Origin of the sequence: Krasilnikoviella flava (genome assembly GCF_900167525.1) — a bacterium.
GTDB classification, from domain to species: Bacteria; Actinomycetota; Actinomycetes; order Actinomycetales; family Cellulomonadaceae; genus Isoptericola; species Isoptericola flavus.
Genome location: NZ_FUZQ01000007.1, coordinates 307,765 through 333,541 on the forward strand (window position 1 = coordinate 307,765; position 25,777 = coordinate 333,541).

General features: G+C 74.0%; 22 protein-coding genes. All 22 read left to right on the forward strand.

Annotated features, from left to right (window positions below):
- Positions 1-123 precede the first annotated feature (123 nt).
- Positions 124-1,146, forward strand: coding sequence for a 16S rRNA (cytosine(1402)-N(4))-methyltransferase RsmH (gene rsmH / locus B5Y66_RS19540; RefSeq protein ID WP_079576256.1), 1,023 nt, complete (start codon positions 124-126; stop codon positions 1,144-1,146).
- Positions 1,143-1,595 (forward strand): hypothetical protein, encoded by a 453-nt coding sequence (locus tag B5Y66_RS19545; protein WP_176168932.1) that lies wholly within the window; start codon positions 1,143-1,145, stop codon positions 1,593-1,595. The genes rsmH and B5Y66_RS19545 overlap by 4 nt, the downstream gene beginning before the upstream one ends.
- Before the next feature lie 122 nt (positions 1,596-1,717).
- The gene (locus tag B5Y66_RS19550; RefSeq protein WP_245807228.1) at positions 1,718-3,721 is read left to right on the forward strand and encodes a peptidoglycan D,D-transpeptidase FtsI family protein; all 2,004 of its coding nucleotides are present in this window, start codon (positions 1,718-1,720) and stop codon (positions 3,719-3,721) included.
- A gap of 96 nt (positions 3,722-3,817) precedes the next feature.
- Entirely contained in the window at positions 3,818-5,458 is a 1,641-nt protein-coding gene (locus tag B5Y66_RS19555) for a UDP-N-acetylmuramoyl-L-alanyl-D-glutamate--2,6-diaminopimelate ligase (RefSeq protein WP_079576258.1), read from the forward strand.
- Positions 5,455-6,942, forward strand: coding sequence for a UDP-N-acetylmuramoyl-tripeptide--D-alanyl-D-alanine ligase (locus tag B5Y66_RS19560; protein ID WP_079576259.1), 1,488 nt, complete (start codon positions 5,455-5,457; stop codon positions 6,940-6,942). Before B5Y66_RS19555 ends, B5Y66_RS19560 begins: the two co-directional genes overlap by 4 nt.
- Positions 6,939-8,021: a phospho-N-acetylmuramoyl-pentapeptide-transferase gene (gene mraY / locus B5Y66_RS19565; protein ID WP_079576260.1), complete on the forward strand. Its 1,083-nt coding sequence runs from the start codon at positions 6,939-6,941 to the stop codon at positions 8,019-8,021. Before B5Y66_RS19560 ends, mraY begins: the two co-directional genes overlap by 4 nt.
- On the forward strand, positions 8,018-9,463 hold the full coding sequence (gene murD / locus B5Y66_RS19570) for a UDP-N-acetylmuramoyl-L-alanine--D-glutamate ligase (protein ID WP_245807229.1): 1,446 nt from the start codon (positions 8,018-8,020) through the stop codon (positions 9,461-9,463). The genes mraY and murD overlap by 4 nt, the downstream gene beginning before the upstream one ends.
- A 40-nt stretch (positions 9,464-9,503) precedes the next feature.
- Entirely contained in the window at positions 9,504-10,880 is a 1,377-nt protein-coding gene (gene ftsW / locus B5Y66_RS19575) for a putative lipid II flippase FtsW (RefSeq protein ID WP_079576262.1), read from the forward strand.
- 4 nt (positions 10,881-10,884) lie between these two features.
- On the forward strand, positions 10,885-12,066 hold the full coding sequence (gene murG, locus B5Y66_RS19580; RefSeq protein WP_079576363.1) for an undecaprenyldiphospho-muramoylpentapeptide beta-N-acetylglucosaminyltransferase: 1,182 nt from the start codon (positions 10,885-10,887) through the stop codon (positions 12,064-12,066).
- Positions 12,063-13,586, forward strand: coding sequence for a UDP-N-acetylmuramate--L-alanine ligase (murC, locus tag B5Y66_RS19585; RefSeq protein WP_079576263.1), 1,524 nt, complete (start codon positions 12,063-12,065; stop codon positions 13,584-13,586). The genes murG and murC overlap by 4 nt, the downstream gene beginning before the upstream one ends.
- Before the next feature lie 296 nt (positions 13,587-13,882).
- Positions 13,883-14,608 (forward strand): cell division protein FtsQ/DivIB, encoded by a 726-nt coding sequence (locus tag B5Y66_RS19590; protein ID WP_245807230.1) that lies wholly within the window; start codon positions 13,883-13,885, stop codon positions 14,606-14,608.
- Between the two features lie 264 nt (positions 14,609-14,872).
- Positions 14,873-16,222, forward strand: a complete 1,350-nt coding sequence (ftsZ, locus tag B5Y66_RS19595) for a cell division protein FtsZ (RefSeq protein ID WP_079576264.1) — start codon at positions 14,873-14,875, stop codon at positions 16,220-16,222.
- Positions 16,223-16,229: 7 nt separating this feature from the next.
- Positions 16,230-17,051, forward strand: a complete 822-nt coding sequence (gene pgeF, locus B5Y66_RS19600) for a peptidoglycan editing factor PgeF (RefSeq protein ID WP_245807231.1) — start codon at positions 16,230-16,232, stop codon at positions 17,049-17,051.
- A 157-nt stretch (positions 17,052-17,208) separates the two neighbouring features.
- Entirely contained in the window at positions 17,209-17,682 is a 474-nt protein-coding gene (locus B5Y66_RS19605) for a cell division protein SepF (RefSeq protein WP_079576265.1), read from the forward strand.
- Positions 17,683-17,772: 90 nt separating this feature from the next.
- A complete protein-coding gene (locus tag B5Y66_RS19610) occupies positions 17,773-18,066 on the forward strand; it encodes a YggT family protein (protein ID WP_079576266.1) in 294 nt (97 codons plus the stop codon).
- A gap of 183 nt (positions 18,067-18,249) precedes the next feature.
- Entirely contained in the window at positions 18,250-18,888 is a 639-nt protein-coding gene (locus B5Y66_RS19615) for a DivIVA domain-containing protein (RefSeq protein ID WP_079576267.1), read from the forward strand.
- 158 nt (positions 18,889-19,046) lie between these two features.
- Complete coding sequence (locus B5Y66_RS19620) at positions 19,047-19,508, forward strand: TraR/DksA family transcriptional regulator (RefSeq protein ID WP_079576268.1); 462 nt, start codon at positions 19,047-19,049, stop codon at positions 19,506-19,508.
- Between the two features lie 42 nt (positions 19,509-19,550).
- Positions 19,551-20,249, forward strand: a complete 699-nt coding sequence (locus tag B5Y66_RS19625; protein ID WP_079576269.1) for a signal peptidase II — start codon at positions 19,551-19,553, stop codon at positions 20,247-20,249.
- A gap of 2 nt (positions 20,250-20,251) precedes the next feature.
- Positions 20,252-21,181, forward strand: coding sequence for an RluA family pseudouridine synthase (locus tag B5Y66_RS19630; RefSeq protein WP_079576270.1), 930 nt, complete (start codon positions 20,252-20,254; stop codon positions 21,179-21,181).
- An 8-nt stretch (positions 21,182-21,189) separates the two neighbouring features.
- On the forward strand, positions 21,190-21,606 hold the full coding sequence (locus tag B5Y66_RS19635) for a YkvA family protein (protein WP_245807232.1): 417 nt from the start codon (positions 21,190-21,192) through the stop codon (positions 21,604-21,606).
- 78 nt (positions 21,607-21,684) lie between these two features.
- Positions 21,685-25,239, forward strand: coding sequence for a DNA polymerase III subunit alpha (gene dnaE / locus B5Y66_RS19640; RefSeq protein WP_079576271.1), 3,555 nt, complete (start codon positions 21,685-21,687; stop codon positions 25,237-25,239).
- On the forward strand, positions 25,236-25,769 hold the full coding sequence (locus tag B5Y66_RS19645; RefSeq protein WP_079576272.1) for an NUDIX hydrolase: 534 nt from the start codon (positions 25,236-25,238) through the stop codon (positions 25,767-25,769). The genes dnaE and B5Y66_RS19645 overlap by 4 nt, the downstream gene beginning before the upstream one ends.
- The last annotated feature ends 8 nt before the right edge of the window (positions 25,770-25,777 follow it).

Sequence of the window (25,777 nt, forward strand, 5' to 3'; positions counted from 1 at the left end):
TCTGGCGCACTTCCCCGGTGCCAGAACGACGCGGAGGGAGACCTGGCCGGGCGGGGCCCAGACGACCAGGCACCACCGACGAGCAGACCGACGAGCACGAGCAGCACGGGAGGAGGAGCACCGATGAGCACACCGGACGGCGCGCGACCTGCGGGGGACCGCCACCTGCCCGTGCTGCTGCAGCGGTGCGTCGACCTCCTCGCGCCGGCGCTCGCGGAGCCGGGCAGCGTGCTGGTCGACTGCACGCTGGGGATGGGCGGGCACGCGGAGGCCGTGCTCGAGCAGGTGCCCACCGCCCGCGTCGTGGGCATCGACCGCGACACGCAGGCGCTGCGCCTGGCGGGCGAGCGGCTCGCCCGCTTCGGCGAGCGTTTCACCCCGGTGCACGCGGTGTACGACGAGATCGGCGAGGTCGTCGCAGAGCTCGGCCTGGATGGCGTGCAGGGCGTCCTCATGGACCTCGGGGTGTCGTCGCTGCAGCTCGACGAGGCGGAGCGCGGCTTCGCGTACGCCCAGGACGCGCCGCTCGACATGCGCATGGACCAGACCCGCGGCGAGACGGCGGCCGACGTCCTCAACACCTACGACGAGCGTGCGCTCGCGCGGGTGCTGCGGGAGTACGGCGAGGAGCGGTTCGCGCCGCGCATCGCCCGGGCGATCGTCCGGCGCCGCGAGGAGCGGCCGTGGGCGCGCACGGGTGAGCTGGCGGACCTGGTGCGCGCATCCATCCCCGCGGCGGCCCGGCGCACCGGCGGTAACCCGTCCAAGCGGACGTTCCAGGCGCTGCGGATCGAGGTGAACGGCGAGCTCGAGGTCCTCGAGCGGGCCGTGCCGGCCGCGATCGAGGCGCTGGCGACGGACGGACGGATCGTCGTCGAGTCGTACCAGTCGCTGGAGGACCGCATCGTCAAGCGCGCCATCGCGCGCGGGACGACGTCGAGCGCCCCCGCCGGCCTGCCCGTCGAGCCGGAGACGCACAAGCCGTACCTCGAGGCCCTCACGCGGGGCGCGGAGGACGCGGACGAGGCCGAGCTGGAGCGCAACCCGCGGGCGGCCTCGGTCCGGCTGCGCGCCGCGCGCCGCATCCGCCCCACCCCCGACCACCTGCGGACGACTGCTCGCCAGACCAAGGAGGACCGCCGATGAGCGCCCTGCGTGCCCCCGCCAGCCCCGGGACCCGCCCCGCCGCGGCGCCGCGCCGTGCCCCGCTGACCTCGCTGCCGGGCGGTGCCGCCGACCGCGGCCGCCGCCTCGACGCGGTCCGCGCCCCGCTCCAGGCGACGTCGGGCGTGCCCTTCCTCGTGCTGTGCGCGGTGATCCTCGCCGGCGCGCTGCTGGCGGCCCTGCTGCTCAACACGTCGATGGCGCGCGGCTCGTACGAGGCGTCGCGGCTGCAGGCCGAGGTGGGCCACGTGGCGCAGGACGTCCAGTCCCACCAGGAGAAGCTGCGCGCCGCCGAGGCGTCGCTGGCGGAGCGCGCGACCAGGCTCGGCATGGTCCCCGCGGAGGACCCGACCATGATCAGCATCGAGAAGCGGGCGAAGGTCGGCGTCGGCGAGGCCGACGCGGGGGCGGACGCCACCCTGGGGCCGTGACCGAGCGGCGGACGTCCCCGGGCGGGGGAGCGCCCCGGACGCGGGGCGGATCGGGGAACGGGCGTACGACACGCCAGGGCCCGGCGCGCACCTCCCGGGCGGCCGCCCCGCAGACTCGGGGGGTGAGCACCTCCCGCCCCGCCACCGGCTCGTCGCCGCGCGGCACGTCGCGCACCGCGTCGCCGCGGCCGGGCTCGGGGACCGGGGGGACCAGGAACGCGAACCCCTCCTCGCCCCGCGGGTCGGGCGGCGGGCGGTCGCGGCCCGCGGCGGGCGCCGTCCGACCCGCGGGCGGACGCGGGCCCGTCCGCGGCGGGGGCTCTCCGCCGCGCCCCCGCACGGGCGTCACGACGCGCGGCCGCCCGGGCGATCCGGGCCGTCGCCAGCGCTGGATCATGGTGCTCGCCGTGCTGGTCCTCACGGTCTTCGTCGGACGCCTGGTGCAGGTGCAGATCTTCCAGGGGCCCGCGCTCGCCGCGCGCGCCCAGGAGGAGCGCATCACCAGCTCCGTCGAGGTGGCGCACCGCGGCGACATCGTCGACGCGAACGGGCGGGTGCTCGCGACCTCCGTCGACCGGTACACGATCTCGGCGGACACGCTCGCGATCCAGAGCTTCCAGGGCGGCCAGCGCGTGGACGCCGCCACCGGCAGGGCCGTGCAGGACGGCGCGCTCGGCATCGCGCAGCTCCTCGCGCCGATCCTCGACGAGCAGCCCGCGGAGCTCGCCGCGAAGCTGAACGGCGACGACCGGTACGTGATCCTCCAGCGCAACGCCGTGCCCGAGGTGCAGCGGGCGATCGCCAAGCTCGACCTGCAGGCCTACGTCCGTACCGAGCTCACGTCGCGGCGCACGTACCCCGCGGGCGTCGTCGCGGGGACGTTGGTGGGCTACGTGGACCGGGACCAGGTCGGCCAGGGCGGGCTCGAGCGCGCCTACGAGGACGTGCTCGCGGGCACGGACGGCAAGGTCGTCTTCGAGCGGGGCCGTGACGGGGTCCAGATCCCGAACTCCGAGCAGGAGTCGACCCCCGCGGTGCCCGGTGGCGACGTGGTCCTGACCATCGACGCCGACGTGCAGTGGAAGGCGGAGGAGCTCATCGACGACGCCGTGTCGAAGTCGGGCTCGGCCTACGGCATCGCCGTCGTGCAGGACGTGCGCGACGGGACGGTGCTCGCCGTGGCCGACTCGGGCGACGTCGACCCGAACGACCGGTCCACGTCCGCCGTGGCCAACGGCTCGCGCGCCGTGAAGGACGTCTTCGAGCCCGGCTCGACCGGCAAGGTGATCACCATGGCGGCGGCGCTCGAGGAGGGTTACTGGGCGCCCGACAGCCAGTTCGAGGTGCCCTACCGCTTCACCACGCCCAACGGCGAGAGCTTCAAGGACTCCCACGAGCACCCCCTGCAGCGGCTGACGCTCGCGGGAGTGCTGGCGCACTCGTCGAACACCGGCACGGTGCAGATCGGCGAGAAGATCCCGCTGGACGTCCGGCACGACTACCTGGGCAAGTTCGGCTTCGGGCAGCAGACCGGTCTGGGGCTGCCGGGCGAGTCCGCGGGCATCGTGCCGTCGGAGCAGACGCTCGCGAACGACTCCCGCACGCCCTACACGATCCTGTTCGGCCAGGGCGTGGCCGTGAACGCGATGCAGGCGACGCAGGTCTTCTCGACGGTCGCCAACGGCGGCGTGCGGGTCGAGCCCAGCCTCGTGGCGGGCACCCGCGACGCGGAGGGCACGTTCTCCGCCGCCGACGCGCCCACGGAGACGCGGGTGGTCTCCGAGAAGACCGCGGACTCCGTCATGCGGATGATGGAGTCGGTCGTGGGCGAGGAGGGGACGGCGGCCAACGCCCGCGTGCCCGGCTACCGCGTGGCCGGCAAGACCGGCACCGCCCAGATGTGGCTGCCCGGCGGCGGCACCACCTACATGGCGTCGTTCATCGGCGTCGCGCCGGCCGACGACCCGCGCTACACGGTGTCCGTCTTCCTGCGCAGCCCGCAGTCGTCGATCTACGGCGGCGTGGTCGCGGCACCCGTGTTCAGCGACCTCATGGGCTACACGCTGCAGAAGATGGACGTGCCCCCCAGCACCACGCCCGCAGACCCGTACGACCTCACCTGGTGAGCGGGTCGCGCAGCACCGTCGCGAGAGCCGTGACGGTCGTCATGCCCGGCACGCCCGGTGCCTGGCCGACAGCCCGCAGACGGTAGGTTCTTCTCCGTGACATCCCCGCTTCCCCGTATCCGGCCCGCGGGCACGACGCCCCGGCGGGTGCGGGACCTCGCCCTGACCTTCGGGCTCGAGGTGACGACGCCGACGGGCCCCGCCGAGGGCCACCGGCCGCAGGCTCCCGCCGACGTCGTCGTCACCTCGGTCGCGTCCGACAACCGCGTGGCCGCCGACGGCGATCTGTTCGTCGCCCTGCCGGGCGCGCACGCGCACGGCGCGAGGTTCGCCGCCGACGCCCTGGCGCGCGGGGCCCGCGCGGTGCTCACCGACGCAGCCGGGGCCGCGGCGCTCACGACGGGACCGGACGCCCTCGACCCCGCGGTGCCCGTGCTGGTCGCCGCCGACCCGCGTGCCGTGCTGGGGCCGGTCGCGGCCTGGGTCTACGGCGAGCCCGCCGAGCACCTCATGACGTTCGGCGTCACCGGGACCAACGGCAAGACCACCACGACCTACCAGGTCGACCACCTGCTGCGGGCCCTGGGCTGGACCGGCGGGCTGATCGGCACCGTCGAGATGCGGGCGGGGGACCGGGTGCTGCCGAGCCGGCTGACCACCCCGGAGGCAGCCGACCTGCAGGCGCTGCTCGCGGCCATGTGCGAGGCCGAGGTCCGCACGCTCGCGATGGAGGTCTCGTCGCACTCGCTGTCGATGCACCGGGTGGACGGGATCGAGTTCGGCGTCGTCGGCTTCACGAACCTCAGCCAGGACCACCTGGACTTCCACGGCGACCTGCAGTCCTACTTCGACGCGAAGGCGTCGCTGTTCACGCCGGAGCACGCGCGCCGCGGCGTCGTCGTGGTGGACGACGTCTGGGGCGAGCGCATGGCGGCCGTCGCGCAGGTGCCGGTCGCGACGCTGCGCACCCGCGCGCCTCGGGACGACGAGCAGGCGGCCGACTGGACGGTCACCGACGTGGCCCCGCAAGGCACCGGCTCCGCCTTCACGCTCACGCACACCGACGGCCGCGCCCTGCGCACGTCGACGTCGCTGCCGGGCGGGTTCAACGTGGCGAACGCCGCGCTGGCCCTCGCGATGGTGCTCGAGGGCGGCGCGCACGTCGAGGACGTGGCCGAGGCGCTCGCCGCGGCCGACGGGCTCTCGGCGGTCGTTCCGGGCCGCATGGAGGTCGTGGGCGCCGGTGGCGACGGGCAGCCCCGCGTGATCGTGGACTTCGCGCACAACACGGAGGCCCTCGAGCTCGCGCTCGCCGCGCTGCGCCCGACGACGGGCGGCCGGCTGGTCGTCGTCTTCGGCGCCACGGGCGACCGGGACAAGGGCAAGCGTCCCGCCATGGGCGCGGCCGCCGTCGCGGGCGCGGACGTCGTCGTCGTGACCGACGACGACCCCCACGGCGAGGACCCCGCCGTGGTCCGCGCGGCCGTGCTCGACGGGGCCCGCGCGGCCCGCGACGCGGCGCGCGCCACCGGGCGCGACGTCGTCGTGACCGAGGCCGCGCCCCGTGGGGCCGCGATCGAGGCCGCCGTGCTCGACGCAGGGGCGCGGGACACCGTCCTCGTGGCGGGCCGTGGCCACGAGACCATCCAGGAGGTCGCGGGCGTCGACCTGGAGCTCGACGACCGGGACGAGGCCCGCCGTGCGCTGCAGCGGCGGCACGAGAGGACGACCGCATGATCGCGCTGACCGCCGCCGACGTCGCTTCCGCGACCGGGGGACGGCTGCACGCCGACGCCGAGACACCCGTGACCGGGCCCGCCGTGGTGGACTCCCGGCGGGTCGAGCCCGGCGGGCTGTTCGTCGCGCTGCCGGGCGAGCGGGTGGACGGGCACGACTTCGCCCGCGCCGCCGTGGAGGCCGGGGCCACCCTGGTCCTCGCCGCCCGGGAGGTCGAGGGCGTGCCGACCGTCGTCGTCGACGACGTGCAGGCCGCCCTCGGCGAGCTCGCCCGCGCCGTGCTGGCCCGCGTGCGGGCGCAGGGCGACCTGCGGGTCGTCGCGGTGACGGGCTCGGTGGGCAAGACGACCACCAAGGACCTGCTCGGCCAGCTCCTCGCCGACCAGCTGCCGGACGGCGTGGCCGCCGAGGACGCCCTCGTCGTGCCCGCGGGGTCGTACAACAACGAGGTCGGCCTGCCGCTGACCGTGCTGCGCGTCACCCGGGCCACCCGGTTCCTCGTGCTGGAGATGGGCGCCGACGGCCCGGGCAACATCGCGTACCTCACCCGGATCGCGCCGCCCGACATCGGCATCGTGCTGGCCGTGGGCGTCGCCCACGTGGGCAAGTTCGGCTCGGTCGAGGCGATCGCGCGCACCAAGTCCGAGATGGTCTCGGGCGTCCTCCCGGGCGGCACCGTCGTGCTCAACGCCGACGACCAGCGTGTCGCGGCGATGGCGTCCCTCGCGGCGCCCGAGCACACCGTCACCACGTTCGGCACCATCCCCTCCGCCGGCGTGCGTGCCGCCGACGTCCAGGTGGACGCCTCCGGCCGGGCGGCCTTCGGGCTCGAGGTCGCGGGCGGTCAGGGGTCCGGCGAGCCCGCCCCCGTGGCGCTGCGCCTCGTGGGGGCCCACCACGTGAGCAACGCGCTGGCCGCGGCCGCGGCCGTGCTCGCCCTCGGCGGCTCGACACCCACCGTGGCGCAGGGGCTCTCTCGCGCGACGCCCGTCAGCCCGCACCGCATGGCCGTCACCGAGCGGGCGGACGGCGTCACCGTGATCGACGACGCCTACAACGCCAACCCGGACTCGATGCGTGCCGCCCTGCGCACGCTCGCCGTCATGGCGGGTCGCACGCGCCGCTCCGTCGCCGTGCTGGGCGAGATGCTCGAGCTCGGGGACGGCTCGCGCGCCGCGCACGACGCGATCGGCCGCCTCGTGGTGCGATTGAACGTCAAGCTCCTCGTCGTCGTCGGCGACGGGGCGTACCACATCCATGAGGGAGCCCTGCAGGAGGGGTCCTGGGGAGAGGAGTCGGTCTTCGTGCCTGACCTCGACGCCGCGCGCGCGGTGCTCGCCGAGGCGCTCGAGCCGGGCGACGTCGTCCTCGTGAAGTCCTCCCTGGGGTCCGGCTTGTGGCAGCTCGGCGACGAGCTCGCCGCCGGCGGCCCGTCCCTCGGGTCCGACGCCACGGACGAACCTGCCACGGAGGTCGCCCCGTGATCGCGATCCTGGTCTCGGCCGGTGTCTCCGGGCTCGTCGCGCTCTTCGGGACCCCGCTGTTCATCCGGTTCCTCGTGCACCGCAACTACGGCCAGTTCGTGCGCCAGGACGGGCCGACGGCGCACTTCACCAAGCGCGGCACCCCGACGATGGGCGGGGTCGTGATCATCGCGGCGACCCTGGTCGGCGTCGCGGTGTCGATGCTGATCGCCGGCCGGCCCCCGAGCGCGTCGGCGCTGCTGTGCCTCTACCTCATGACCGGTCTCGGGCTGGTCGGCTTCCTGGACGACTTCACGAAGATCCGTAAGCAGCGGTCGCTCGGGCTGACGCCGAAGGCGAAGATCGTGGGCCAGGGCTTCGTCGGGATCAGCTTCGCGATCCTCGCGCTGCAGTTCCCCAACGCCAACGCCCGGACGCCCGCGTCCACGCGCATCTCGTTCCTGCGGGACACCAACCTGGACCTCGCCTTCGCCGGCGTGACGGTGGGCCTGATCCTCTTCGTGATCTGGGCGAACTTCCTCATCACCGCCTGGTCCAACGCGGTGAACCTCACGGACGGCCTGGACGGCCTCGCCACCGGGGTGTCGATCATCGTCTTCGGGGCGTACGTCCTCGTGTGCATCTGGCAGCTCAACCAGTCGTGCCAGCGCCTCGCCGCGGCCGGGCCGCGCTGCTACGAGGTGCGTGACCCGCAGGACCTCGCGATCGTCGCCGCCGCCATCGCGGGCGCCTGCATCGGCTTCCTGTGGTGGAACGCCAGCCCCGCGAGGATCTTCATGGGCGACACCGGCGCCCTCGCCCTCGGCGGCGCGCTGGCCGGCATCTCGATCCTGTCGCGCACCGAGATCCTCGCCGCCATCATCGGCGGGCTGTTCGTCGTCATCGTGATGTCGGACGTCATCCAGATCGGCTTCTTCAAGATGACCGGCAGACGCGTGTTCAAGATGGCGCCGCTGCACCACCACTTCGAGCTGTCCGGGTGGGGCGAGGTCACGATCGTCATCCGGTTCTGGCTCATCGCGGGCCTCTTCGCCGCGCTCGGCATGGGCGTCTTCTACGCCGAGTGGGTCGCCACGTGACGGGCGCCCTGCCGGACGGCGTGCGCGTCGTCGTGGCGGGGCTCGGCGTGACCGGCCGCGCCGTCGTCGCGGCCCTGCACGGCCGCGCGGGGTCGGTGGTGACGGTCGACGGCCGGGCCGACGACGCGGACGTCCGCGCCGCGGACGACGCCGCGGTGGCGGAGCACGTCGTCGCCGGCGCGGATCTCGTGGTCGCCTCCCCGGGGTGGCCGCCGAGCTCGCCGCTGCTGGTCGCCGCCCGCGCGGCGGGCGTCCCGGTGTGGAGCGAGATCGAGCTCGCGTGGCGGCTGCGGGTCGAGCGCGTGCCCGGGCCGGACGGCCGGCGCGGGCCCGCCCCGTGGCTCGCCGTCACGGGGACGAACGGCAAGACGACGACGGTCGAGATGCTCGCGTCGATCCTCGCGGCGGCGGGCCTGCGCATGGCCGCCGTCGGGAACGTCGGCACCCCCGTCGTGGAGGCCGCGCAGGACCCGACGCTCGACGTCCTCGCCGTGGAGCTGTCCAGCTTCCAGCTGCACCACACGCTCACGACGTCGTTCGAGGCCGCGGCCGTGCTCAACGTGGCCGCCGACCACCTCGACTGGCACGGCTCGCTCGAGGCGTACGCGGCGGACAAGGGACGGGTCTACGCCCGCGCGCAGCTGGCGTGCGTGTACAACACGGCCGACCCGCGTACCGAGCAGCTCGTGCGCGACGCCGACGTGACGGAGGGAGCGCGGGCCGTCGGGTTCACCCTCGGCGCCCCCGGCCCCGGCCAGCTGGGCGTCGTGGAGGACGTGCTCGTCGACCGCGCCTTCCACACCGGGTCCTCCGTCCGCGACCGGCAGCGGACGGCCGCGGAGCTGGGCACGCTCGCCGACCTGGCGCACCTCGCGCCCGCAGGCGCACCGGCCCCGGCGCACGTTGTCGCGAACGCCCTGGCCGCGGCGGCACTGGCGCGGGCGCACGGCGTTCCCGCTGCCGCCGTGCGCGACGGCCTGCGGGCGTTCCGACCCGGCGCACACCGCATCGCCCGCGTCCGTGAGCTCGACGGCGTCGCCTGGGTGGACGACTCGAAGGCCACCAACGCGCACGCGGCGGCCGCGTCGCTGGGCGCGTACGGCGCCGGCACCGTGGTGTGGGTGGCGGGCGGCCTCGCGAAGGGTGCCTCGTTCGACGCGCTCGTCGCCGGCCGGGCCGACCGCCTGCGCGCTGCCGTGCTCATCGGCGTCGACCCGGAGCCGATCCGCGGTGCGCTGGCCCGACACGCGCCCGAGGTCCCCGTCGTCGTGGTCGATCCCGGCGACACTGGGTCGGTGATGCGACGCGCGGTCGCGGCGGCACGGGACCTGGCGGAGCCGGGCGACACCGTGCTGCTGGCGCCCGCGGGAGCGTCCATGGACCAGTTCGCCTCCTACGCCCAGCGCGGGGAGGCGTTCGCCACGGCCGTGGCGGAGCTGTAGGCGGCAGATCGCTGCCGCAACGTGAGCAAGGGGTGTCGGGATGGCGGTCACGACGGGCACCCGACGCGGCCCCCGCGGCTCGGCCGATCGCCCGTCGAAGGGCACGTCGACCGGGCGGGCGTCGAGCGGACGTGGCGCGGGGGGCGCGAAGCAGTCCGCGACGAAGGGGGCGCGGGGGTCCGCCGAGCGCCCGTGGCTCGGTCAGTGGAACTCCACCGTCACGAGCTACTACCTGCTCGTCGGGGCCACCGGGCTGCTGCTCGTCATCGGCCTCGTCATGGTGCTGTCCAGCTCGACGGTGACGTCGATCGCCGAGGGCGACTCGCCGTTCGCCGCCTTCCTCGTCCAGGGCCGGTACGCGCTCATCGGGCTGCCGCTCATGCTGGTCGCCGCCCGCCTGCCGGTGCGCTGGTACAAGCGACTGGCGTGGCCCGCGATGATCGTCTCGCTCGGGATGCTCGTCGCCGTGCTCTTCGCCGGCAAGCTCGTCAACGGCAACCGCAACTGGCTCGTCGTCGGGCCGCTGCAGTTCCAGCCCTCGGAGCTCGCCAAGCTCGGCCTGGCGGTGTGGCTGGGCGCGGTGCTGGGCCGCAAGCAGCACCTGCTCGGCAGCTGGGGCCAGGCGATCGTGCCCGGGGTGCTCGGTCTCGCCGCGGTCCTCGGTCTCGTCATGGCGGGGCACGACCTGGGCACGGCGCTCATCCTCGCGCTGCTGGGCCTCGGCGCCTACTGGGTCTCCGGCGCCCCCGCGTCGCTGCTCGCGGTGGGCGGGGTCGGGGCGGCGCTCCTGGTCGGCTGGGCCTTCATCCTCAACCAGGGCAGCTCGGACCGCCTCACCCGCATCCTCGCCACCTACGGCGCCGCGTGCGACGCGGCGAGCGAGTGCTACCAGTCGATCCACGGCCTGTACGGGCTGGCGACGGGCGGCCTGTTCGGCGTCGGCCTGGGCGCCAGCCGCGAGAAGTGGAAGTACCTGCCGGAGGCGCACAACGACTTCATCTACTCCGTGATCGGCGAGGAGCTCGGGCTGCTCGGCACGCTCCTGGTGCTCGCGCTGTTCGCCGTCCTCGGGATCGCGATGGCCCGGGTGGTCCGTCGTCACGAGGACCCGTTCGTGAAGATCACCACGGCCGCGATCGGGTGCTGGATCGTGGGTCAGGCCTTCGTCAACATCGGCGTGGTGATCGGCGTCCTGCCGGTGATCGGCGTGCCGCTGCCCCTGGTCTCTGCGGGTGGGTCGGCCCTCGTCACCACCATGCTGGCGCTCGGGGTGGTGATCAGCTTCGCGCGCAGTGAGCCGGGCGCCGCGGAGGCGCTCGCCGCGCGCCGGAGCGTCGTCAAGAGGTCGGTCGCCGTCCTCTCGCGGCGGGGTCGCCGCGGGACGGGTCGGGGCCGCGGGGACGGCGCCGGCCGATAGGGTCCTGCGTGTGAAGAGCACTGCAGTCACGTCCGTCGTCCTCGCCGGGGGCGGCACCGCCGGCCACGTCAATCCCCTCCTCGCCGTCGCGGACGAGCTCCGCGCCCGCGAGCCGGAGGCCCGGATCCTCGCCCTCGGCACCACGTCAGGGCTCGAGGCCGAGCTCGTCCCGGAGCGCGGCTACCGCCTGTGGCCCGTGCCGCGCGTCCCGCTCCCGCGCCGCCCCAGCGTCGACCTCCTGCGGCTCCCCGGCCGGCTGAGCGCGGCGGTGAAGGCGGCCGAGGCCGCGATCGACGAGATCGGCGCCCAGGCGGTCGTCGGCTTCGGCGGGTACGTCTCGACGCCGGCCTACCTCGCCGCCCGTCGCCGCGGCGTTCCTGTGGTGATCCACGAGCAGAACGCCCGGCCCGGCCTGGCCAACAAGCTCGGCGCCCGCTGGGCGGCCCGCGTCGGCGCGACGTTCCCGGGCACCGCGCTGCCAGGCGCCCGGGTGGTGGGGCTGCCGCTGCGCGCCGAGATCGCGGAGCTCGTCTCGGCCCGCGAGGCGGACCCGGTGGCCGCCCGCGTGCAGGCCGCCGACGCGCTGGGCCTGGACGCCGCGCTGCCGACGCTCGTCGTCACGGGCGGCTCCTCGGGAGCGGCCTCGGTGAACGCCGCGCTGGCGGGTTCGGTGGACGCGTTGCTGCGCGCCGGGGTGCAGGTGCTGCACCTCACGGGAAAGGGCAAGGACGGTCCCGTCCGCACCGCCGTCGAGGCCGCCACGGCCGCGGGCGGCCACGAGGCCGCGCGCTACCAGGTGCGGGAGTACCTGTCCGAGATGCAGCTCGCCCTCGCCGTCGCCGACCTGGTCGTGGCCCGGTCGGGTGCGGGGACGGTGTGCGAGCTCGCCGCTCTCGGTGTGCCGGCCGTCTACGTGCCGCTGCCCATCGGCAACGGCGAGCAGCGGCTCAACGCCGCGCCGCTCGTCGAGGCGGGCGGCGGCCTGCTCGTGGACGACGCGGACCTCACGCCGGCCTGGGTCGCCGAGCACGTGCCGGCGCTGCTGGCCGACCGCACCCGCCTCGACGCGATGGCGTCCGCGGCCCGGACGACCGGCGTGCGCGACGGTGCCGCACGCGTGGTCGACCTCGTCGCCGAGGCGGTCGCGCAGTCGGATGCAGGCTCCGGCTCCGGGCGGCAGGCGTGAGCGCCGACGCGTCGTCACGACCCCCGGCCCTGACCGTCGAGGAGCTCGGCCGGGTGCACCTGGTGGGCGTGGGCGGCGCCGGCGTCTCGGTCGTCGCGCGGCTGCTGGCGGCCCGCGGCGCGGACGTCCAGGGCTCCGACGCGACCGCCGGTCCCGCCCTCGAGGCGCTCCGGGCCGATGGCGTGCGGGTCTGGGTCGGTCACGACGCGGCGCACGTCGTCGGGCCGGACGGCGCGCCCCTGGTCGACACGGTCGTCGTGTCGTCCGCGGTGCGGGACACCAACCCCGAGCTCGCCGCCGCCCGCGCGGCCGGGATCCGCGTGCTGCACCGCTCGCAGGCGCTGGCGTCGCTCATGCTGGGGCGCCGCGCGGTGGCCGTGGCGGGCGCGCACGGCAAGACCACGACGTCCGCCATGGTGGCGACGGTGCTGCGGGCCTGCGGCGTGGACGCGTCGTTCGCGATCGGCGGCACCGTGCGGGTCCGCGACGCCGAGGGCCGTGAGGGCGCGGTGCCCGGCGGCCACCTCGGGGCGTCGGACGTGCTGGTCGCCGAGGCGGACGAGTCGGACGGCTCGTTCCTCAACTACGCGCCGACCGTCGCCGTGGTGACCAACGTCGAGCCGGACCACCTCGACCACTACGGCTCCCGCGAGGCCTTCGAGCAGGCGTTCGAGGAGTTTGCCGGGCGCATCGCCGAGGGCGGCACCCTCGTGGCGTGCGCCGACGACGCCGGGTCGGCGACCCTGGCGGCCGCGCACCGGACGGCGGGCGGCGCCGTCGTGACGTACGGCGAGGCCGCCGGCGCCGACGTCCGGGTGCGCGACGTCGTCGTGGGCCCGGGCACCGTGTCCGCGGTGGTCTCGGGCGGTCTGCTGGGCGACGCCTCGCGCGAGCTGCGGCTCGACGTGCCGGGCGCGCACAACGCGCTCAACGCGACGGCGGCCGTGGTGACGGCGGTGCTGCTCGGCGCGGAGCCGGGCGCGGCGGTCCGTGGCGCGGCCTCGTTCGTCGGGACGGGGCGGCGCTTCGAGCCCAAGGGCGAGGCCGACGGGGTCCGGGTGTTCGACAGCTACGACCACCACCCCACCGAGGTCGAGGCGCTGCTGCGCGCGGCCCGGCCGGTGGCCGGCGACGGACGCATCGTGGTGCTCTTCCAGCCGCACCTGTACTCCCGTACGCGGATCTTCGCCGACCGGTTCGCCGCGGCCCTGGCGCTCGCGGACGAGGTGGTCGTCACGGGCGTCTACCGAGCGCGGGAGGACGTCGACCCGTCGGTCGGGCCGCACACGATCACCGACCTGCTCGAGCGGACGTCGTCCGGCGGGGGAGTGCGTGCGATCGAGGACCGGCTGGAGGCAGCGCACGTCGCCTCGGCACTGGCCCGTCCGGGCGACCTGGTGCTCACCGTCGGCGCGGGCGACGTGACCGAGCTCGGCCCGGTGGTCCTCGCCGACCTCGCCGCGCGCGGCTCCGGCGTGGCGTCGCCACCGGCCGCGGCCCCCGACGAGACCATGGGGTGATGCGACCGCCAGCCCGCCCGCGCCCGTCGACCCGTACGACGTCGGGTCCGTCCGGCCGTCCCGGTGCGGGCCGGTCCCGGGCGACCGCCGCAGAGCGCCCCGTCCCGAGCCCCCCGGCGGCGCGCGCGGCGGCGACGGCCCCGACCGGCACCCCGGCGGCGGGCGCGACGGCACCCGGGCCGGCGCGGGGCGCGAACGACACCTCGAAGCCCGCCCGTGCGGGAGGGCCCAGGCCGGCAGCCCCGCGCACCGGCGCCACGGCGGTGGTCCCGGCCGGTCAGGAGGTGCCGCCCCGCGTGTCGACCGCGATGGCGGACCGCCTCGCCGAGCGCACCGCGATGCGGCGGCACCGCGCCTGGCGGCGCGTGCTCGCCTGGGTCGTGGCGCTGGTGCTGGTCGTGGGCGCCGCGGTGGCGGCGCTGTGGTCGCCGGTGCTGGCGCTGGAGAAGGCCGAGGTCACCGTCTCCGGCGTGGACGAGTACATCGACGGGGCCGCGGTGCGAGAGATCGTCGAGGCCCCGGTGGGCACCCCGCTGCCGCGCCTGGACACCGTCGCGATGCGCGAGGAGGTGCTCGGGCTGCGCGGGGTGAAGGACGTGCGGATCGCGCGGGCCTGGCCCCACGGGCTCGCGGTGGAGGTCGCGCCGCGCGTCCCCGTGGCCGCGGTGCCTGACGGCGACGAGCTGGCCCTGCTCGACTCGTCCGGGGTGCGCGTCGCGACGCGGGAGGCGGCGCCGAAGGGACTGCCGCAGGTGGACGTCCCTCTGGACGACGCGCTGGCGCTGCAGGCGGCGCTGCACGTGCTGGCCGCGCTGCCGGCCAGGCTCGCAGGTCAGGTCGAGCACGTGAGCGCGGACACGCAGGACGCCGTCGAGACCGTCCTGGACGACGGCACCACTGTCCGGTGGGGCGGGAGCTCGGACCTGCCGCTCAAGGTGGAGGCGGTGCGCACGCTGCGCTCGCTGGACGAGGGTGCGCGGACCATCGACGTGTCGTCGCCCGAGCTGCCGGTGACCCGATGAGCCGCGCGGCACGAGCGGTGGGTCGCCGTGTCAGGGGGCCGTGGCACGAGCCGGAGGGTGATGCGAGCACCGGGCGCGCGCGACACGCCGAGAGACGTCCGGCGCCGGGCCCGACGCGACGCCTACCGTCGATCGCAGCAGCAACCTGACATAACTCTAACCCTCAACTCGAACCTTAAGGTTAGACCCGCGGGTCGGCCGGCAGGGGCGATGGGGGAGCGAGGACCGGACGTCGGGACAAGGAACGACCCGAGAGGCAACGACGTGGCAACTCCGCAGAACTACCTGGCAGTGATCAAGGTGGTCGGTATCGGCGGTGGCGGCGTGAACGCCGTGAACCGCATGATCGAGGTCGGACTCAAGGGTGTCGAGTTCATCGCCATCAACACCGACGCGCAGGCGCTGCTGATGTCGGACGCCGACGTCAAGCTCGACGTCGGTCGCGAGCTCACCCGTGGCCTGGGCGCCGGTGCCGACCCCGAGGTCGGCAAGAAGGCGGCCGAGGACCACGCCGAGGAGATCGAGGACGTCCTGCGGGGCGCCGACATGGTCTTCGTGACGGCGGGCGAGGGCGGCGGCACCGGCACCGGTGGCGCACCCGTGGTGGCGCGCATCGCGCGCTCGCTCGGCGCGCTGACGGTGGGCGTCGTGACGCGTCCGTTCACCTTCGAGGGCCGGCGCCGTTCCGTGCAGGCCGAGCAGGGGATCGATGCGCTCCGCGACGAGGTCGACACCCTCATCGTGATCCCCAACGACCGCCTCCTGTCGATGTCCGACAAGAGCGTCTCGGCGATCGCGGCGTTCCACTCGGCCGACCAGGTGCTGCACTCCGGCGTCCAGGGCATCACCGACCTCATCACCACCCCGGGCCTCATCAACCTCGACTTCGCAGACGTGAAGTCCGTGATGCAGGGGGCGGGCTCCGCGCTCATGGGCATCGGCTCGGCCCGGGGTGAGGACCGCGCGGTGCAGGCCGCCGAGCTCGCGATCTCCTCCCCGCTGCTCGAGGCCTCCATCGACGGCGCGCACGGCGTCCTGCTCTCGATCCAGGGCGGCAGCGACATCGGCCTCTTCGAGGTGCACGAGGCCGCCCGTCTCGTCCAGGAGGCGGCGCACTCCGAGGCGAACATCATCTTCGGCACGGTCATCGACGACGCGCTCGGCGACGAGGTGCGGGTCACCGTCATCGCCGCCGGGTTCGATGGCGGCGTGCCGCAGGCGCGCAAGGACGGACGCGGGCTCGGCCAGATCGCCGGGGTGCCGGCCAAGCCGGTCGTCTCTGCCCAGGGCGGCGTCGCCTCGACGCCCGTCCCGCAGCCCGGTGCGCCGTCGGTCCCGGCGCGCCCGTCGCAGCCGGCCACCGCCTCCGTCCCCGCGGCCGGCGTACAGCCGCGGCCGATCCCGGCCGAGCCCGACGACGTCCCCGTGAGCCTCGACGCCCCGCCGGCCCCTCCGGCCGGTGCGCGGCCCGCGGAGCCCCGCCGGCCGTTCACGGTGGTCGAGGACGGCGAGGGCGAAGGGGTCACCGTCGAGCGCCCCGTCGAGGTGCCGCGCCTGTTCGACGAGCCGCGTCGTCCTGCCGAGGAGCTCGACGTGCCCGACTTCCTCAAGTGAGCGCGGAGTGAGCGGCGGCATCGACGGGGCCGTCGGCTGGGCCCAGGAGGCGTTGTTGCCGGCACAGTTCGGTGCGGGGCTGCTGCGGGTGGACCTCGGTGACGGCGTCGTGGCGGGCTTCACCACGCGCCACGGCGGCGTGTCGCCCGCTCCGTGGTCGTCGCTCGACCTGGGCATGTCGACGGGCGACGACCCGGTGCGGGTGCGGGAGAACCGCGCCCGCCTCGGGGAGTGGGTCGGCGCACCGGTGGCGTTCTCGGCACAGGTGCACGGCGACCGGGTGCTGGCGCTGGGCGCCGCGGAGCTGGCCGAGTGGTCGTCCGCGGAGCCCCCGGTCGCCGCGGGCGAGGCCGACGCGATGGTGACGGCGGAGCCGGGCCTCGGCCTCGGAGTGCTGGTCGCGGACTGCGTGCCGGTCGTGCTGGCGGACCCGGTGGCACGGGTCGTGGCCGTGGCGCACGCCGGCCGCAAGGGTGTCGCCGCAGGCGTGGTGCACCGCGTCGTGGAGCGGATGCTCGCGGCCGGTGCCCGCGTCGAGGACGTCCGTGCGGCCGTCGGCCCGGCCGTGTGCGGCGCCTGCTACGAGGTGCCCGCCGCGATGCGCGCCGAGGTCGCGGCCGTCGTCCCCGAGACGTGGGCCACGACGGCCGCGGGCACGCCGGGCCTCGACCTTCCGGCCGGGGTGCTCGCCCAGCTGGCGGCGCAGGGCGTGGCCGCCACGCGCGTGGACCGGTGCACGCTCACGGACACCGACCTCTACTCCCACCGACGTGCCACCGCCCAGGGCGTCACGACGGGCCGTCAGGCGGGCGTCGTCGTCCTCGCCTGACTCCCGGCAGGCCCGCGGCACGCCGCCGAGCAGCGAGGACACGCCCGCGACGCAGGACACACCGGCGTGTCGTGCGTCGATGCCGGCGTGGCCGTGGTTAACGTCGTGACACCGTCCGGGACGGAGGGCGGGACGTGGCGACGAACGGAGCAGGGCGATGGGCGGAGCGCTTCGCAAGACGATGCTGTACCTGGGGCTCGCCGACGACCAACGGGAGTCGGAGGAGTACCTCGACGAGTACGAGGAGCTGGAGGCACCGGTGCGTGACCGTGACGACTACCAGGCGCAGGTCACCCCGCTGCACCGCGGCGGATCGAGCGAGTCGGTGATCGCCTCCGACCTGCGGCGCATCACGACCATCCACCCGCGCTCGTACAACGACGCGCGCACGATCGGCGAGGCGTTCCGCGGGGGCACGCCGGTGATCATGAACCTCTCGGACATGGACGACGCCGACGCCAAGCGCCTCGTCGACTTCTCGGCGGGGCTGATCTTCGGGCTCCGCGGGTCGATCGAGCGTGTGACGAACAAGGTCTTCCTGCTCTCGCCGGAGCACGTCGAGATCGCGGGCGAGGAGCCCCCGGCGGAGAAGCCGGCTCCCAACCGGGGCGCGTTCTACAACCAGAGCTGACCGCGCGGCCGATCGCGCCGATCGCACCGTCCGGCACGGGCCGGGGCAGTCCTGCCCCGGCCCTGCGTCGTGCTCGGGTAGGTTCGACCCGTGAGTCTCGTCTTCAACCTGGTCTACCTCGTCCTGTGGCTGTTCATGCTGTGCCTGATCGTCCGGCTCGTCTTCGACTGGGTGCAGTTCTTCGCGCGCGACTGGCGGCCGAAGGGTGTGCTGCTCGTCGTGGCCGAGGCCGTGTACACGGTGACCGACCCTCCGCTGCGCTTCCTGCGCGGCCTGATCCCGCCGCTGACCCTCGGGCAGATCCGGCTGGACCTCGCCTTCCTCGTGCTCTTCATCGGCACGGGCATCCTCATGCGGGTGGCCTCGTTCCTCGCTGCGATGTGACCTGGACCGCGGTTCGACCGGGCCGGGCAGGGGCGCCTCGGTGCTGACCTGTGAAGACGTCGTGTGGGCGGGACAGCCCGGCCTCGTCGGACAGGTCGCCCGGCGAGGCGTCCGCTACCGTGGTCATCCAGACGGCCCGGGAACCGGGTCCCACCGACCCTGCAAGAACGATGAGGTGAGACGATGGCGCTGCTGACGGCAGAGGACATCCTGAACAAGAAGTTCGCCGCGACCAAGTTCCGTGAGGGCTACGACGTCGAAGAGGTCGACGACTTCCTCGACGAGGTCGTGCGGACCCTCACGGCGGTCCAGGAGGAGAACGACGACCTCCGCTCCAAGCTCACCGCGGCGGAGCACCGGGTCGCGGAGCTGAGCCGTTCGGACGCTGCGCAGCAGGCGCAGCCCACGCCGACCCCGGCGCCCGCGCCGACGCCGGCCCCCGCCCCCGCGGCGGCCGCGGCGAAGCAGCAGCCCGCGGAGCCCGAGTCCGCGACCGGGATGCTCCAGCTGGCCCAGAAGCTGCACGACGACTACGTGCGCTCCGGTCAGGAGGAGGGCGACCGCCTCATCTCGGAGGCCAAGTCCGAGGGCTCGCGCATCGTCCGCGAGGCCGAGGAGACCAGCCACCGCACGCTCTCCCAGCTCGAGCAGGAGCGTTCGCTCCTCGAGCGCAAGATCGACGAGCTCCGGCTTTTCGAGCGCGACTACCGCACGCGCCTCAAGAGCTTCCTGCAGAACCTGCTGGGCGACCTCGACGCCCGCGGTTCGGCACTGCCGCCCCAGCGGCAGAACGCCGCGGCAGGCCGCGGCTCGGAGCTCTGAGCGGGGGGCCGTCACCCCGCGCACCCCGCTCCTTCGTCCTGCCTCACGCCGAGCGGCCCGCACGACACGCACGCCACACCGCGCGTGCTGTTGTGCGGGCCGCTCGGCGCACTTACGCTGCGGTGACTCGTCGTCGACGCACCAACGAAAGGGCACCGATGGCCAAGCTCTCGACCACCACTCGCGCGGCACTGCGCGAGAACTTCCCGCACCTCGCGAGGGACGTGAAGTCGTTCCCGGTCCGCGAGGGCGAGGAGTCCTGGACCCTGCACGAGGTGGAGGAGCTGGCGGCCTTCCTGCTCGAGGACAAGGAGCGCCTGGAGCGGGAGCTCGCGGTCGCCGACCAGGAGCTGTCGGACCTGCTGCGCAACTCCGGCGACGGCGCGGGCGACGACCAGGCGGACTACGGCTCGAGCGCCCTGGAGCGCGAGCAGGAGCTCACCCTGGTGAACAACATGCGCGACCTGCTCGCCCAGACCTCGCACGCCGTCGATCGCATCCGCAAGGGCACGTACGCCACGTGCGAGATCACGGGTCTGCCGATCGGCAAGGCGCGCCTGCAGGCGTTCCCGCGTGCCACCCTCTCCGTCGAGGCGAAGGCCCGCGAAGAGCGCCGCTGAGCCGGTCCCGGCGTCCGGCTCGTCCGCCTAGACTGGCCGACGATGTCGACCACGCCCGCCGGCTCTGCCCCGGCCCCTGAGCCCGCGCCGCGCGACGGCGCCCCCGAGTCGCCCGTGTCGGGTGCACCCGCCGACGCCGTCCCTGAGGCGACTGCCGAGCCCGGGGCCGACGACGCCCCGGTGTCCGCGGCGCGCCGGCGCCGACTGGTGACGTGGACGTTCGTCCTCGCGGCGCTCGTGCTCCTCGTGGACCAGCTCACCAAGTGGTGGGCCGAGTCGGCCCTCGTCTGGGGCGCCGACCCGCGGCCGCTGGTCGGCGAGCTGCTGCAGCTGCGGCTGATCTACAACGACGGCGCGGCGCTGTCGATCGCCACGGGCATGACCTGGATCCTCACGATCGTGGTGTGCGTGGTGGTCGTCGTGATCGTGCGGGCGATCCGGCGCATCGGCTCGACCGGCTGGGCCGTCGCCCTCGGGCTCCTGCTGGGCGGGGCGCTGGGCAACCTGGGCGATCGCTTCTTCCGGGAGCCCGGCTTCGCCCGTGGACACGTGGTGGACTTCATCGACTACGGCGTGTTCGTGGGGAACGTCGCCGACATCGCGATCGTGGCGGCGGCGGTGCTCATCGTCGTCCTGTCGTTCCGGGGGATCGGCCTCGACGGGCAGCTCCACACCGACGGCGCCGAGCGCCAGGCTGCCGAGAGTGAGGCCGTCGAGCCTGCCGCCGACGAGGAGCGCTGACGATGTCCACCCGCACCCTGCCGGTCCCCGACGGTCTCGCCGGCGAGCGGGTCGACGCCGCTCTCGCCCGCATGCTCGGGTTCTCCCGCACCCAGGCCGCGGAGCTGGCGGCGTCCGGGGCCGTGCTCCTCGACGGCCGCGAGGTCGGCAAGTCCGACCGGGTCGTCGCCGGGGGCTGGCTCGAGGTGACCGTCCCGGAGACGCGGCCGGCGGCGCCTGTCGTCGCCGAGCCGGTGCCCGGGATGGTGATCGCCTACGAGGACGACGACGTCGTCGTCGTCGACAAGCCGGTCGGGGTCGCGGCGCACCCGTCCCCCGGCTGGACCGGCCCGACCGTGGTCGGCGCGCTGGTCGCGGCCGGCTACCGGATCGCGACGTCGGGCGCCGCCGAGCGGCAGGGCATCGTGCACCGCCTGGACGTCGGCACGTCCGGCCTCATGGCCGTGGCGAAGAGCGAGGCGGCGTACAGCGGGCTCAAGCGGGCGTTCAAGGAGCGCACGGTCGAGAAGGTCTACCACGCGCTCGCGCAGGGCCACCCCGAGCCCACGACCGGCACCATCGACGCGCCCATCGGTCGGCACCCGAGCGCTGACTACAAGTTCGCCGTCGTCGCGGACGGCAAGCACTCGGTGACGCACTACGAGGTGCTCGAGATGCTGCCCGCCGCCTCGCTGGTCGAGGTGCACCTCGAGACGGGGCGTACCCACCAGATCCGCGTGCACTTCCAGGCGGTGCGGCACCCGCTCGTGGGCGACCTCACCTACGGCGCCGACCCGGTGCTCGCGTCGAAGGTCGGGCTGGAGCGGCAGTGGCTGCACGCGATGCGGCTCGGCTTCGAGCACCCGCTGACCGGGCGCTGGGTCGAGGTGACCAGCGAGTACCCCGACGACCTGGCGCACGCGCTCGAGGTCGTGCGCGGGGCCTACCGGTAGGCACGCAGGTGCCCGACCTGCCCGTCTGGGCGGACGTCGTCCTGGGGCTCGTGGCCGCCCTGCTCGCCCTCTGGGCGCTGCTGGCCGTGGGCCTGCTCGTGGTGCGGCGGCGCACCGGGCGGGGGTCGCTGCGCGGGGCGGTGCGCCTGCTGCCCGACGTGCTCCGCCTGGTGCGCCGGCTCGCCGCCGACCGAACCCTCTCGCGGCGCGTGCGCGCGCTGGTCGTCGTGCTCCTCGGCTATCTGGCGATGCCGTTCGACCTCGTGCCGGACGTCATCCCGGTGCTGGGTTGGGCCGACGACGTGATCGTCGTGGTGCTGGTGCTGCGGGCCGTGGTGCGCAGCGCGGGGCCCGACGTCGTGCGCCGGCACTGGCCGGGTACGGAGGACGGGCTCCGCGTGCTGCGGCTCCTGGTGCCGTGGTGACCGGAGCGCGACGGGCCTGTGAGATCTCCCTCGGCGGGGGAGTTTCCGTATGTCCCAGGGTGTATCTAGGCTCGCCTCATGCCCGCTGAGACAGACGATTTCGTTCATCTCCACGTCCACACCGAGTACTCGATGCTCGACGGCGCGGCGCGGATGAACGACCTGTTCAGCGAGGTGTCGCGGCTCGGCCAGAAGGCCATCGCGATCACGGACCACGGATACCTGTTCGGGGCGTTCGACTTCTGGAGCACGGCGCAGAAGCACGGGGTCAAGCCGATCATCGGTGTCGAGGCGTACGTGACCCCTGGCACCAGCCGCAAGGACCGCACCAAGGTGCTGTGGGGCGAGCAGCACCAGAGGCGCGACGACGTCTCCGCGGGCGGCGCCTACACCCACATGACCCTCTGGGCCCGCGACAACGAGGGGATGCACAACCTGTTCCGCGCGTCGTCGCTGGCGTCCCTGGAAGGCCAGATGGGCAAGTGGCCGCGCATGGACCGCGAGCTGCTCGAGACCTACGGCAAGGGCCTCATGGGCACCTCGGGCTGCCCGTCCGGCGAGGTGCAGACCCGCCTGCGGCTGGGACAGTGGGACGAGGCCGTCCGCGCGGCGGGGGAGCTGCAGGACATCCTCGGCAAGGAGAACTTCTTCGTCGAGCTGATGGACCACGGGATCGAGATCGAGTCCCGCACGTACAAGGACCTGCTGCGCCTCGCCGAGCACATCGACGCGCCGCTCGTCGCGACGAACGACCTGCACTACACCAAGCAGGACGACTCGCACTCGCACGAGGTGCTGCTCGCGGTGAACTCCGGGTCCACGCTCGACGAGCCGACCTACGACCAGGGCGGCAGCCGGTTCGCCTTCAGCGGGGACAGCTTCTACGTGCGCTCGGGCGCGGAGATGCGCCGCCTGTTCTCCGAGCTGCCGCAGGCGATCGACAACACGCTGCTCATCGCCGAGCGGTGCGAGGTCTCGTTCGACACCAAGGCGAACTACATGCCGCGGTTCCCGGTGCCGGACGGCGAGGACGAGGTCAGCTGGTTCGTCAAGGAGGTCGAGGCCGGCCTGCGCCGCCGCTACCCCGACGGCATCGGCGACGACGTGCGCAAGCAGGCGAACTACGAGGTCGAGGTCATCATCCAGATGGGCTTCCCGGGGTACTTCCTCGTGGTGGCCGACTTCATCAACTGGGCCAAGGAGCAGGGCATCCGCGTGGGCCCGGGCCGCGGGTCGGCGGCGGGCTCGATGGTGTCGTACGTCATGGGCATCACCGAGCTCGACCCGCTCAAGCACGGCTTGATCTTCGAGCGCTTCCTCAACCCGGAGCGCGTCTCGATGCCGGACGTCGACGTGGACTTCGACGAGCGCCGGCGCTCCGAGGTGATCCGCTACGTCACCGAGAAGTACGGCGACGACCGCGTCGCGATGATCGTCACGTACGGCTCCATCAAGGCCAAGCAGGCACTGAAGGACGGCTCGCGCGTGCTCGGCTTCCCCTTCGCGATGGGGGAGAAGCTCACCAAGGCGATGCCGCCGGCGGTGATGGGCAAGGACATCCCGCTGTCCGGCATCTTCGACCCGAAGCACGAGCGGTACGCCGAGGCCGCGGAGTTCCGCGCGGTGCACGACGCCGATCCCGAGGCGCAGCGCGTGGTCGAGACGGCGCGCGGCATCGAAGGCCTGAAGCGGCAGTGGGGTGTGCACGCCGCGGGCGTCATCATGTCGAGCGACCCGCTGATCGACATCATCCCGATCATGCGGCGGCCGCAGGACGGCGCGGTCATCACCCAGTTCGACTACCCGACGTCCGAGGGCCTCGGCCTCATCAAGATGGACTTCCTCGGGCTGCGCAACCTCACGATCCTCGACGACGCGCTCGAGAACATCGTCATGAACGGCAAGGAGCCGGTGGCGATCGAGACGGTGGAGCTCGACGACAAGGCCACCTACGACCTGCTGGCGCGCGGCGACACGCTCGGCGTCTTCCAGCTCGACGGCGGTGCGATGCGCTCCCTGCTGCGCCAGATGCGCCCCGACAACTTCGAGGACGTCTCCGCCGTCATCGCCCTGTACCGTCCGGGCCCGATGGGCATGAACTCGCACATCAACTACGCCTTGCGCAAGAACGGCCTGCAGAAGATCGAGCCGATCCACCCGGAGCTCGAGGAGCCGCTCAGTGAGGTCCTGGGCGAGACCTACGGCCTCATCGTCTACCAGGAGCAGGTGCAGCGCGCCGCGCAGATCCTCGCCGGGTACTCGCTCGGCCAGGCGGACCTGCTGCGCCGCGCGATGGGCAAGAAGAAGAAGGAGATCCTCGACAAGGAGTTCGTCCCGTTCGAGGCGGGCATGAAGGAGCGGGGCTACTCCAAGCCCGCGATCCAGGCGGTCTGGGACACCCTGGTCCCGTTCGCCGGCTACGCGTTCAACAAGGCGCACTCCGCCGGGTACGGCGTCGTCTCGTACTGGACCGCGTACCTCAAGGCGAACTACCCGACCGAGTACATGGCCGGCCTGCTGCAGAGCGTGCGGGACGACAAGGACAAGATGGCGCTCTACCTGGGCGAGTGCCGTCGCATGCACATCACCGTGCTGCCGCCGGACGTCAACGACTCGGCGGCGAAGTTCACCGCCGTCGGGCACGACATCCGGTTCGGGCTGACGGCGATCCGCAACGTCGGCGCCAACGTCGTGGACGCGATCATCACCGCGCGCGAGGAGAAGGGCGCGTTCACCTCGTTCACGGACTTCCTCGACAAGGTGCCGGCGGTCGTCTGCAACAAGCGCACCATCGAGTCGCTCATCAAGGCCGGTGCCTTCGACTCCCTCGGCCACCCGCGCCGCGCCCTGCTCGTGGTCCACGAGCAGGCCGTCGACTCGGTGATCTCCGTGAAGCGCAAGGAGGCCGAGGGGCAGTTCGACCTCTTCGCCGGCTTCGGCGGGGCGGAGGAGGACGCGGCGATGACCTTCGCCGTCGACGTGCCCGACCTGCCGGACTGGGACAAGAAGCAACGGCTCGCGTTCGAGCGGGAGATGCTCGGCCTGTACGTGTCGGACCACCCGCTGTCGGGGCTCGAGCACGTGCTGGCGCGCGCGGCGGACACGTCGATCGCTGCGCTGATGGCCGACGAGGGGCGCCAGGACGGCTCGCAGGTCACGGTCGCGGGACTGCTCACCAGTGTGCAGCGCAAGATGAGCAAGAACGGTAACCCCTGGGCGGCCGTCACGGTCGAGGACCTCGAGGGCGCCGTCGAGGTGATGTTCTTCGGCGAGACCTACCTCGCGTACTCGACGATCCTCGCGGAGGACCAGGTCGTCACCCTGCGCGGCCGCGTGCGGCGCCGCGACGACCAGATGCAGCTGCAGGCGATGGAGGTGTCGCTGCCGGACACGTCCGCCGTCGCCGACGCGCCCGTGCTGGTCACCGTGCCGCACACCCGGTGCGTCGAGCCGGTGATGGTGCGGTTGCGCGAGGTGCTCGCCACGCACCCGGGATCGGCGGAGGTGCACGTGAGCGTCGCGGAGCCGGGCAAGCGGACGGTGGTGCGCGCGGCGGACACGCTGCGCGTCGAGAAGTCGCCCGCGCTGTTCGGCGACCTCAAGGCCCTCCTCGGACCGAGCTGCCTCTCATGACCGGGCCGACGTCGGCCAGCCCGGTCCAGCCCTCCGCCGGGTCGTGGGACGACGGCTCCGCGGACCACCGCTTCCGGGTGGTGCCCGCGGCGTACGTCTACCTGCGTCGCGAGGGCCAGGTGCTGCTGCAACTGCGGCAGGGCACGGGGTTCATGGACGGGCACTGGGCCGCCGCGGCGGCCGGGCACGTGGAGCCCGGGGAGTCCGTCGTCGGCGCGGCCGTGCGCGAGGCGCGCGAGGAGCTCGGGGTCGTGATCGACCCGGCGGACCTCGTCCCGGTCACGACGATGCACCGCGGGCTTCCCGGCGGCCCGGCGCTGGAGCAGCGGGTCGACTTCTTCTTCACGGCGACGCGCTGGTCGCGCAGCCCGGAGATCCGCGAGCCGGGCAAGGTCGCCGACCTGCGGTGGTTCCCGTTCGTCGCGCTGCCGGAGCCCGTGGTGCCGCACGAGCTGGTGGTGCTGCGCGCCCTGCACGACGAGGGCCGGCACGGCACCCGGGTGCCGCCGATCCTCACCGACGGCTTCTGAGAGCCGGC

Bases quoted from the DNA above. Each gene is read 5' to 3' on its own strand.
- B5Y66_RS19630 (WP_079576270.1), top strand. From the start codon at position 20,252: ATGTCCACCCGCACCCTGCCGGTCCCCGACGGTCTCGCCGGCGAGCGG.
- B5Y66_RS19620 (WP_079576268.1), top strand. From the start codon at position 19,047: ATGGCCAAGCTCTCGACCACCACTCGCGCGGCACTGCGCGAGAACTTC.
- ftsW (WP_079576262.1), top strand. From the start codon at position 9,504: ATGGCGGTCACGACGGGCACCCGACGCGGCCCCCGCGGCTCGGCCGAT.
- B5Y66_RS19645 (WP_079576272.1), top strand. From the start codon at position 25,236: ATGACCGGGCCGACGTCGGCCAGCCCGGTCCAGCCCTCCGCCGGGTCG.
- dnaE (WP_079576271.1), top strand. From the start codon at position 21,685: ATGCCCGCTGAGACAGACGATTTCGTTCATCTCCACGTCCACACCGAG.
- B5Y66_RS19605 (WP_079576265.1), top strand. From the start codon at position 17,209: ATGGGCGGAGCGCTTCGCAAGACGATGCTGTACCTGGGGCTCGCCGAC.
- B5Y66_RS19615 (WP_079576267.1), top strand. From the start codon at position 18,250: ATGGCGCTGCTGACGGCAGAGGACATCCTGAACAAGAAGTTCGCCGCG.
- B5Y66_RS19545 (WP_176168932.1), top strand. From the start codon at position 1,143: ATGAGCGCCCTGCGTGCCCCCGCCAGCCCCGGGACCCGCCCCGCCGCG.
- rsmH (WP_079576256.1), top strand. From the start codon at position 124: ATGAGCACACCGGACGGCGCGCGACCTGCGGGGGACCGCCACCTGCCC.
- B5Y66_RS19560 (WP_079576259.1), top strand. From the start codon at position 5,455: ATGATCGCGCTGACCGCCGCCGACGTCGCTTCCGCGACCGGGGGACGG.
- B5Y66_RS19625 (WP_079576269.1), top strand. From the start codon at position 19,551: ATGTCGACCACGCCCGCCGGCTCTGCCCCGGCCCCTGAGCCCGCGCCG.